The organism is Streptomyces sp. NPDC044002, from assembly GCF_056434525.1.
In genome coordinates this window covers 24,996-34,819 of sequence record NZ_JBWKEZ010000075.1, presented here as the reverse complement: position 1 = coordinate 34,819, position 9,824 = coordinate 24,996, and the positions used below count along the sequence as shown (strand labels likewise).

The window sequence follows — 9,824 nt, the reverse complement described above, 5'->3', positions numbered from 1 at the left end:
GACGCCCCTCCCCCGAAACAATTTCTTGCGGGCTTTCGTCAGCGCCGCCCCCCTGGGAGGATGTCGACAAAAAGGGCCTGCCCGGCCCCCTCCGGCCCCCCGGCCCGGCCCTTCGCACGTCCGGGGTTCAGTACACGAGCTTGTACGTCACGTCCTTGGGGACCGGGTGCGGGGCGGCGCCGGTGTAGAGCAGCCGGATCGTGGTGAAGCGCCGGACGTCGGGGTGCTCGGGCCAGGTCTGGGGCTTGCTGAGGGTCACCGTCACCGGGTAGGCGCGGAAGTGCCCGGCCGCGCAGTACGGGCGGCAGTCGTTGACCATGTCGGTCCCGGTGGCGGTGGCGGTGCCCGGCCCCCAGCTCTCCCAGCGCAGCCCGACGAGCCGGTTGTTGCCGTCGCCGCAGGCCAGCAGGTACTCCTCGGGGCGGACCTGGGGCTTGTCGAAGCAGTCGACCACCACGAGCGGGTCCGGGGCCGCGGGGGCGCGGGCGGCGGAGGCCGGGACGGCGGCCGCCGCGAGGGCCGCGAGCGCGCACAGCAGCGCAGCCCTGCGCACACCGTGCCGGCCCACACCGGACCGGCGCACCCGTACGGGCCGGGTCCCACGCGAAGCTTCCATGGCGTCCATCCGCCCCTCCTCGCCGGTCCGTCCCGCCGCCGGTGCCGCGGCACTGCCCAGCTTTCCGCATCCGGCCGCGCCCCGCACCCGCAGCGGGCGCCGGGGACGGGCAGCGGCCGTAAACCCGTTGCCGGGCGCGGCGTCCCGTCCGGAGAATCGCCGTCCATGGGAACGGACATACACGGGTTCGTGGAGTGCACGGACAGCCGGGGCGACGAGCCGTGGAGCGCCGCGATCGACCTCGGGCTGCTGTACGGCGGCCGGGACTACGACGCCTTCGGCTGCCTCTTCGGCGTACGCAACTTCGCGGGCTTCCGGCCCCTGGCGGAGGGGCGGGGGCTGCCCGAGGACGTCGCCCCGGCGGTCCGCGAGGAGTTCGCGGGCTGGGGACGGGACGCGCACGGCGCCACCTGGATCGGCTGGGCGGAGCTCAAGCGGGTCGACTGGTCGGAGCCGGCGGAGCGGGTGGACGCGCGGATCCACGAGTACCGGCGCACCCCGGACGGCTGGGTGATGACGGGCAAGGCCGCCTGGAGCCCCCGGGTCGCCGAGGTGGCCGGCCTGAACCGGCAGCGCGACCCGGGCAGGCTGGTCCGGTACGAGGAGCACGACTGGCCGGAGGGCACGCAGTGGCCGGACGGCGACGACCTGCGCTACCGCGTGGAGCGGATGACCCGGCGCGGGGCGGTGCCGCCCGACGGCGCATGGAGGCCGGTCTGGACGGTGATGGAGACCCTGGCCGCGCTGCACGGGGACGAGAACGTCCGGCTCACCGTCTGGTTCGACTGCTGAACCGTTCCTCCCCGGCCCGTCGCACGGGCCGGGGAGGAACGCGGGTGCTCAGGCGGTGCGGGGTGCGCGGCGCATGGCCCAGAGGGTCGGGCCGCCGCCCGGGAGCTCGACCTCGCCCAGGACCTCGAAGCCGAAGTGCTCGTAGACGGGCAGGTTGGACGGCTTGGAGGACTCCAGGTAGACGGGCAGGCCCGCCGCGTCGGCCTTGGCCAGGCCCGAGCGCAGCAGCGCGGACCCGTGGCCCTGGCCCTGGCCGGCCGGGTCCGCGCCGATCAGCGCCAGGTACCAGTGCGGCTCCTGCGGCGCGTGCCGGGCGGCCAGCTCGACGGCGTCGCGGAACAGGTGGGCCCGGTCGCCGAGGATCTCCGTGAGCTCCCGGATGGTCTCCGCGTCGGGGACGGACTTCTCGTGCCCCTCCGGCGACACCCAGAAGGCGGCCGCCGCGTCGGTGCGCTCGCACACGCCGTGCCGGACGTACTGGCGCGTGTAGATGGTGCTGAAGTACCGCGTCAGGTTCTCCTCGCGCGCGTCCGCGGCGGGGAAGAACCACATCATCATCGGGTCGTCGTGGAAGGCGCGGGCCAGGGCAAGGCTGATCGACGGGGCGTCGTCAACGGTGGCCGTCTTCGGCAGGTTTGTCATCGACATACGGGTCATTCTGCATACGGATGATCTTGCGTCGGACCCGGGGGGTCCTGTTGACCACGAGCGTCTACGTACCGGTAACTTGGTGGTCGCCCAAGAGGATTCGACCGGAGGGAACGGGGGACCCGTGGCAGATCACGACCTGACCGGCTTCACCAGGGGCACGTTCACGCACGACGGCACCACCCGGCGGCTGCTGCGCCGGGGCTCGGGCCCGGCGGTGATCGTCATCGCGGAGATCCCGGGCATCACGCCCAAGGTCCTGGAGTTCGCCGGACGGGTGGCGGAGGCGGGCTTCACCGCCGTGCTGCCGGTGCTCTTCGGCGAACCCGGCCGGGACGCGGATCCCCGTACCGCGGGCTGGGCGAAGGCCGGGAGTTACGCGGCTTCGTCCATGCTGCGGGTGTGCGTGAGCCGGGAGTTCACCCTGCTGGCCACCGGGCGCACGTCGAAGGTGGTGTCGTGGCTCCGGGCGCTCGCCGCCGCCGAACACGAACGCTGCGGCGGCCCCGGCGTCGGCGCCGTCGGGATGTGCCTGACCGGCGGGTTCGCGCTGGCCATGGCGACCGACCCGCGCCTGCTCGCCCCGGTGCTGTCCCAGCCGTCGCTGCCGCTGGCCCTCACCCCCGGCCGGGCCGGCCGCATCGACATCTCCCCCGAGGACCTGGCCGTCGTGCGCGGGCGCTGCGAGCGCGAGGGCCTGCAGGTGCTCGGCCTGCGCTTCCGGGGCGACCGGCTGGTGCCCGGCGACCGGTTCGCCCACCTGCGCCGCGAGCTGGGCGACGCGTTCGTCGCCGTGGAGCTGGACGACGCCGCGGCGAACCCCGACGCCGCGCTGCCCCCGCACTCCGTCCTGACGGAGCACCTGGTCGACGAGCCGGGACAGCCCACGCGGCAGGCCCTGGACACCGTCCTCGACCTGTTCCGGACCCGGCTGCTGACGGCCGGGCCGGGCTGACCCCGACGCTCAGGCGTGGCGCCAGGCCGTCTCCCCCGTACCGAGGGCGATCGTGACGCGGGAGCGCATCGGCCCCTCGCCCCGGCGGGAGAGCAGCACCACCTCGTCCACCCGGGCGGACAGGGAGCCCAGGCGGGCGGCGCACTCCGGGACCAGCCGGCGCGGGTCGCGGGTGCGGCCCAGCGACAGGTGCGGGGTGAAGTGCGGGAACCGCCCCCGGCAGCGGGGGAAGGGCTCCGCCAGGGACTCCTGGAGCGCCGTCCAGGGGCGTTCGCCCGCCGCCGCGGGGTCGAGCCACACGGTCGCGTAGGCCCGGTGGCGGAAGGCGCGCACCCCGCTGAGGCGGACGGCGAAGGGCTCGCAGCGCGCCGCGGCCGCCGCCAGCAGCGGCACGGCCGCCGGGAAGTCTTCCTCCGGCACGAAGCCGAAGAGCAGGTTCACGTGGGGCGGCCAGCGGCGGATCTGGGGGTCGTGCTCCGCCCGGATGTCCTGGACGGGCGGCCACAGCCCGGGCGGCGGGAGCCACACGACGGCGGTCCGGGGGGTGGGGGCGACGTCCAGGATCTCGGGGACCCCGGCGGCCGGGCCGCCGGCGGCCGGGGGCGGGCTCATCCCGCCATCATGCCCCCGGTCAGTCCCACAGGGGTGTCAGGGGACGGATGCGGGAGAGGTCCTGGCCGGCCAGCTCGGGGCGGACGGTGAGCTCGCCGTGGACCGCCCGCAGCAGCGGCAGCGGGGTGGCCGCGGTGTCCAGGGCCAGCGCGACGTCCTTCGCGGCCAGGGCCACCGGGAAGTGGGAGCCGTCGGCGAAGGTGCGGGCGACCGCTCCCGCCAGCGGGCCCCTGGCCAGTTCGCCGCGGACCAGGTCGGCGGGGAGTCCGAGGGACTGGCCGAGGCGGAGGGCCTCGGACACCAGGGCCACACCGCCGATCACCGCGTTGATGAGGACCAGTTTGAGGGCGGCCCCGGCGCCGGGGCCGCCGCATTCGGTGACCTCTCCGAGCCGGTCCAGGACCCCGCGCACCGGGTCGGGCAGCGGTCCGCCCGCCAGGACCCACAGCTGACCGGCCTCCGCCCGGTCCACGCTGCCCATCACCGGCGCGTCGGTCAGCGAGACCCCCTCCGGGAGGCGGGCCGTCAGCTCGGCGACCGTGTCGGGCCCCACCGTCGAGGTGTCGATCCAGTGGACGCCGGGCCGCAGGGCCGGGATGACGGCGTCGGCCACGGCACGGGCGGCGGCCGGGTCGGCGAGCATCGTGATGACGACGTCGGCCCCGCGGACGGCCTCCCCCGGGCCGTCCGCGAGGCGGGCCCCGGCCGCGACCAGCGGGCCGGCCTTGTACGGGGTGCGGTTCCAGACGGTGAGCGGGTGGCCGGCGGCGAGCAGGCGACGGGCCATGGGCAGGCCCATGCTGCCGAGGCCGAGGAATGCGATCTTCTCCATGGCCCCGACGTTAGGAGGCGCCGAGACATGCGACAAGCGAATGTCTAGCATGGCTGCCATGCCCGAACCACATGGCTTGTACGAGGTGTTCCTGCGGGTGGCCCGGGACGGCTCCTTCACCGCCGCCGCCCGGTCCCTCGGGTACACCCAGTCCGCCGTCTCACGTCAGGTCCAGGCCCTGGAGGAGGAGTGGGGCACCGCCCTGTTCGACCGTCTGCCGCGCGGGGTGCGGCTGACCGAGGCCGGGCGCGTCCTGCTCCCGCACGCCGAGGGCCTGCGGGAGCGGCTGCGGGCGGCACGCGCGGAGCTGGCCTCGCTGCGCTCCCTCGGCGGCGGCACGCTGCGGATCGGGGCCTTCGCCGCCGCCAACGTGTCCCTGGTCCCGCGCGCCCTGGCCGCCTTCGGGGAGCGGTACCCGGGCGTCACCGTCGTCCACTCGGAGGGGCCCACCGCCAAGCACGCGGCGCTGCTGGCCGAGGGCGGCCTCGACCTGGCCGTGCTGAGCACGCCCGCCGGGATCGCGCTGCCCGGCCCGGAGCTGTACCACCTGCTGGACGAGCCCATGTACGTGGCGCTGCCGCGCGGCCACCGCTGCGCGGACCGCGTGGTGCTGCGCCTGTCCGAACTGGCCGGCGAGGACTGGATCGAGGGGGACGTCCGTCCCGACCAGACCCTGCTGGCACCCGCGTTGGCGGCCGGCTTCCTGCCGCGCGTGGCCTTCCGGGTCAACGACTGGACCGCCAAGCAGGGCTTCGTCGCCGCCGGGCTCGGCATCACGGTGTTGCCGGAGCTGGCGGCCGGGGCGGTGCGGCCGGACGTCGTCCTCGTCCCGGTCGACCCGGCGGACCTGCCCTGCCGGAAGGTGTACGCCGGCACCCCGCGCGGGCTGCGGCACTCCCCCGCGGTGGGGGCCTTCCTCTCCCTGCTGCGGTCCGCCGCCGCCGGGCGGACGGAACCGGCCGCGGGGACCGCGTCCGCCCGTCCGACGAGCCGTCAGTGATACTGGTCCCGAAGCGATGTGAACCGGGGGGGCGGACATGTCGGAGGACTCCGAGGCGGGCAGAACGGCGGCGGGGGCGGCCCCGGCGGGCGGCGGGCCGGGGCACGCCCCGCCGCGGTGGGCCTGGTGGGTGGTCGGTGTCGTGATACCGCTGGCCGGCGTGCTGGCCACGGTCCTCGCGGCGCAGCAGCGGACGGCCCCGGCGGCCCCGGGTGCGCCGCCGTCCGACGTACGGACGGGTGGTGCTGCTCCCGCCGCTCCGACGCCGTCCCCGTCCCCGGCCGTGACGCCGTCCGGGTCCGGGACGCCGGGGCCGGATCCGTGGGCCTCCCCGGCCGCACCGACCGCGAAGCCGCCGGCGCCCGCCCCGGCCGCCACCCCGGGGCCGTCGGCCACGGGCGGCGGTGGCGGGGACCGGGACACGGCTGCGAAGGCGGAGGGGCTGCCCGTGGGCGTGCCGGTGCGGATCGTGAACCGGAACAGCGGTTTCTGCCTGGCGGTGCCCGGAGCGAGCACCGAGGTCGTCGCGCTCAACCAGTTCGGCTGCGGGAACTTCCCCGACCACTTCTGGCGCGTCGAGCCGTGGGGGCGCGGCGGTGCCGGGCCCGTGTACCGGGTGGTCAACGACAACAGCGGCTTCTGCGCGGCCGTACCCGCCGCGGACAGGGCCGCGGGCGTCGTGGTCAACCAGTTCCCGTGCGGCGACTACCCCGACCACCTGTGGCGGCTCGACCGTGACGGCTCCGACGACTCCGGGCGGCCGCTGTACCGGGTCGTCAACGACAACAGCGGGCTGTGCCTGACGGTCGCCGGGGCGGACACCCGGCAGGCCGCGGCCGTCGTCCAGGCCCCGTGCGGGAGCCGGCCCGAGCGCCAGTGGCGGCTGACCGCCCGCTGACGTCCGGGTCCCGCGCCGGGAAACCCAGCGGGTGCCCTCGAATAAGCGCCACCCACCCGGAGTCCGGCCCCCGTGGCCCCGCCGGCGGTGTGCTGGGCGTCGCGGAGCAGGCGCGGCTTCGCGGACACCCCCCGGGAGCCGGTGCCCCGCGCTCCGGTGCCAGGGGTCGAAGACGGCCGGCCCGTCGGTGCGACCTGTACGACGTCGCCCGCCGTCGTCACCTGAGCCCCGGGACGGTCCAGGCCGCGGCGTGTCAGCCGGCAGGCGCCCGCGCGGCCGCCGGGGCGCGCCGGGCGGGGGCCGGCGTGCCGGGTCCGGGGGCCGGGGCGTGACAGACTCCGCGCGGAATCCCCCACCCGCGTTCCGTCCCACGGGAGGTCCCCCCGTGCCGTACCGCCCCGCCCCCGCGTACGCGCGGACCGCCGCCCTCGCCGCCGGCTCGCTGGTCCTCCTCCTGGCCGCCGGGGCCGCCCCCGCGGCGCCCGCGCCCGTACCGCCGCCCCCGGCGACCGCCGTCGCGGCGGCGCCGGGGACCGCGACGGCCCTGGCCGGGTACGCGATCCAGTCGACGGCGAAGGTCGCGGACACCGCCGCCGCCGTGTCCAGCCCCGGATACGCGGCCACGGGCTGGTACCCCGCCGGCTCCCGGTCCACCGTGCTCGCGGCACTGCTCGCGGCCGGGGTCCACCCCGACCCCTTCTACTCCACCAACCAGAAGCGGATCCCGGCCGGGGACTTCACCGTGCCGTGGTGGTACCGGTCCGACTTCCTCGTCGCCGACACGAACGCCCGTACGTACCTGGACTTCAGCGGGGTGGTCTCCGCCGCCGACGTCTACGTCAACGGGCGCCTGGTCGCCGGCAGCAGCACCGTGAGCGGCACCTACACCCGGCACGAACTCGACGTCACCGAGCTGGTCAGGGCGGGCACCAATACGGTCGCGTTCCGGATCCAGCCCAACAACCCGCGCAAGCGCCTCACGATGGGCTGGCTCGACTGGCTGCAGCCGCCGCCCGACGAGAACATGGGGATCGTCCGCGACGTCACCGTGCGCCGGAGCGGCCCGGTCGCCCTGCGCGACGCGCACGTGGTGACCTCCCTGGCGCTGCCCTCGATGTCCTCGGCCGAACTGACCGTCAAGGCCCGGGTGCGCAACGACTCGGCGGCCGCCGTCACCACCACGGTCGCGGGCACCGTCGGCCCGGCCTCCGTCAGCCGCAGCGTCACCCTCGCCCCGCACGAGACCCGGACCGTGGTCTTCTCCCCCGCCGACCACCCGGCGCTGCGGCTGGAGTCGCCCCGCGTGTGGTGGCCCGCCGCGATGGGCGGGCAGCCCCTGTACTCCCTCGACCTGACCGCTACGGTGGACGGCCTGCCCTCCGACACCGCGCACGAGTCCTTCGGCATCCGCGACGTGCGGGCACCGCTGAACGCCGACGGAGCGCGCCAGTACGTGGTGAACGGGCGCCCGCTGCTGATCCGGGGCGGCGGCTGGTCCCCCGACGAGTTCCTGCGGTGGGACGCCCGGTACGCGGAGGACCGCCTCAAGTACGCCGTCGACCTCGGGCTGAACGCGCTGCGCCTGGAGGGGCACATCGAGCCGGACGAGTTCTTCGACCTCGCCGACCGGTACGGGATCCTCACCCTCCCCGGATGGGAGTGCTGCGACAAGTGGGAGGGCGAGGTCAACGGCTCGGAGGCCGGGGAGCGGTGGGAGAGCGCCGACTACCCCGTCGCGAAGGCCTCCCTGGCCGCCGAGGCCGCACGGCTGCGCCACCACCCCAGCGTGGCCTCCTTCCTGATCGGCAGCGACTTCGCCCCGAACCGCACGATCGAGCAGGGCTACCTCGACGCGCTGCGGGCCGCCGACTGGACGGCCCCGGTCATCCCCTCGGCCTCCGCCCGGTCCTCGCCGGTCACGGGGCGCTCGGGCATGAAGATGACCGGGCCCTACGACTGGGTCCCGCCGGGCTACTGGTACGCCAAGCGGGAGGGCGGGGCCACCGGCTTCAACTCCGAGACCAGCGCCGGGCCGGACGTGCCGACCCTGGACACCCTGCGCCGGATGATGTCGCCGGCGGAGCTGGAGGCGCTGTGGAAGGACCCCTCGGCGGCCCAGTACCACCGCTCGCCCTCGTCCACGTTCTCGACGCTCAGGCTGTACGACGCGGCCCTGGCGGGCCGTTACGGCGCGCCGACGGGCCTGGAGGACTACGTGCGCAAGGCGCAGCTCGCCCAGTACGAGGCCGTGCGGGCGCAGTTCGAGGCGTACGCCCGCAACGCGAAGGACGCCTCCGCGCCGTCGACGGGGGTCGTGTACTGGATGTTCAACAGCGGCTGGACGTCGCTGCACTGGCAGCTGGTGGACCGCTACCTCGACCAGGGCGGGGCCTACTTCGGGGCGAAGAAGGCGAACGAGCCGCTGCACATCCAGTACGGATACGACAACCGGGCCGTGTCGGTCGTCAACAGCCGTGCGTCCGGGGCCTCGGGCCTGACCGCGCGGGTGACGCTCTTCGACCCCGACGGCACGCAGCGGTACGACCGGACGGTGCCGGGCCTGGACGTGGCGGGCGGCGGGGCGAGCGCGACCGCGCTGACCCTGCCCGCCTCGGTCCCGGGCCTCGCCACCACCCACCTGGCGCGGCTGCTGCTCACCGACGCCGACGGGCGGGAGGTGAGCCGCAACGTCTACTGGCTGTCGACCCGGGCCGACGTGCTCGACTACTCCAGGAGCACCTGGTACCACACGCCGACCACCGCGTACGCCGACCTCAAGGGGCTGAACTCGATGCCGCGGTCGGCCGTGACGGCGACGGCCGCCACGACGGCCGACGGCCAGGGGGTGTCGACGACGACGGTGACCGTGCGCCACACCGGTACGGGGAGCGCCCCGGCCCTGCTCACCGACGTGCACCTGCTGGGCGCGGCGGGCGAACCGCTGCTGCCCGTCCGGTGGAGCGACAACCAGGTCACCCTCTGGCCGGGCGAATCGGCGACGCTGACGGCGGCCTACCGCACGGCCGACCTCCACGGCGCGACCCCGGCCCTGCGGGTCTCCGGCTGGAACACCCCGACGACGACGGTCCCGGCCGGCTGAGGGCGGGGGTGCCGGGGCCGGACGGTCCCGGTGCCGGCCCGGCGCCCGCGGCCGCGGCGCCGCTGTTCCTGGCCGGCGGCGTTCCTGAGTGCCCTGGCGGGCTGCTGCCGGCTGCTGATCGCCCTCGCCGCCGCGACCGGGCTCCTGGTCCGGCGGCTGCCGCCGTATCCGCGTCCGGTGCGCTGAGCGCCGACCGGCCGGCCAGTCTGCGGCACGCCGGTCCTCCTGCCGTGCCGGTGGCCGCAGGAGCGGGGCTTACGGCCCCGGACGTACATCCGTGGTGGTACGCGGCGGCGGATCTGCATCCGTGGGCCGATGGCCCGGCCGGTCCGGGTCCCTAGCATCGGACTTCCGATCAACGAACGTACGGA

General features: G+C 75.7%; 9 protein-coding genes. 5 read left to right on the top strand and 4 right to left on the bottom strand.

The window, feature by feature from the left end; genetic code table 11:
* Positions 1-127: 127 nt before the first annotated feature.
* The gene (locus AC07A6_RS35565; protein WP_478779856.1) at positions 128-625 is read right to left on the bottom strand and encodes a hypothetical protein; all 498 of its coding nucleotides are present in this window, start codon (positions 623-625) and stop codon (positions 128-130) included.
* Positions 626-781: 156 nt separating this feature from the next.
* Between AC07A6_RS35565 and AC07A6_RS35560 the strand changes: the two genes are divergently transcribed.
* Positions 782-1,408 (top strand): hypothetical protein, encoded by a 627-nt coding sequence (locus tag AC07A6_RS35560; protein WP_478779855.1) that lies wholly within the window; start codon positions 782-784, stop codon positions 1,406-1,408.
* A 48-nt stretch (positions 1,409-1,456) separates the two neighbouring features.
* Here the strand turns inward: AC07A6_RS35560 and AC07A6_RS35555 are convergent, their stop codons facing one another.
* Positions 1,457-2,065, bottom strand: a complete 609-nt coding sequence (locus tag AC07A6_RS35555; RefSeq protein ID WP_362463924.1) for a GNAT family N-acetyltransferase — start codon at positions 2,063-2,065, stop codon at positions 1,457-1,459.
* Between the two features lie 115 nt (positions 2,066-2,180).
* Between AC07A6_RS35555 and AC07A6_RS35550 the strand changes: the two genes are divergently transcribed.
* The gene (locus AC07A6_RS35550; protein WP_478779854.1) at positions 2,181-3,011 is read left to right on the top strand and encodes a dienelactone hydrolase family protein; all 831 of its coding nucleotides are present in this window, start codon (positions 2,181-2,183) and stop codon (positions 3,009-3,011) included.
* 9 nt (positions 3,012-3,020) lie between these two features.
* Here AC07A6_RS35550 and AC07A6_RS35545 read toward each other — a convergent pair whose 3' ends face one another.
* Both AC07A6_RS35545 and AC07A6_RS35540 read right to left on the bottom strand, forming a co-directional pair.
* Positions 3,021-3,623 (bottom strand): 2'-5' RNA ligase family protein, encoded by a 603-nt coding sequence (locus AC07A6_RS35545; RefSeq protein ID WP_362463930.1) that lies wholly within the window; start codon positions 3,621-3,623, stop codon positions 3,021-3,023.
* A gap of 19 nt (positions 3,624-3,642) precedes the next feature.
* Positions 3,643-4,455, bottom strand: a complete 813-nt coding sequence (locus AC07A6_RS35540; RefSeq protein WP_478779853.1) for an NAD(P)-dependent oxidoreductase — start codon at positions 4,453-4,455, stop codon at positions 3,643-3,645.
* A 58-nt stretch (positions 4,456-4,513) separates the two neighbouring features.
* On the opposite strand from AC07A6_RS35540, the gene AC07A6_RS35535 reads away from it, so the two are divergent.
* From AC07A6_RS35535 to AC07A6_RS35525, 3 genes are all read left to right on the top strand, one after another.
* Positions 4,514-5,455 (top strand): LysR family transcriptional regulator, encoded by a 942-nt coding sequence (locus AC07A6_RS35535; RefSeq protein WP_478779852.1) that lies wholly within the window; start codon positions 4,514-4,516, stop codon positions 5,453-5,455.
* Between the two features lie 37 nt (positions 5,456-5,492).
* Positions 5,493-6,353 carry an RICIN domain-containing protein gene (locus tag AC07A6_RS35530; RefSeq protein ID WP_478779851.1) on the top strand — a complete coding sequence of 287 codons (861 nt, stop codon included), beginning with the start codon at positions 5,493-5,495 and terminating at the stop codon, positions 6,351-6,353.
* Between the two features lie 385 nt (positions 6,354-6,738).
* A complete protein-coding gene (locus AC07A6_RS35525) occupies positions 6,739-9,453 on the top strand; it encodes a glycoside hydrolase family 2 protein (protein WP_478779850.1) in 2,715 nt (904 codons plus the stop codon).
* Positions 9,454-9,824 lie beyond the last annotated feature (371 nt).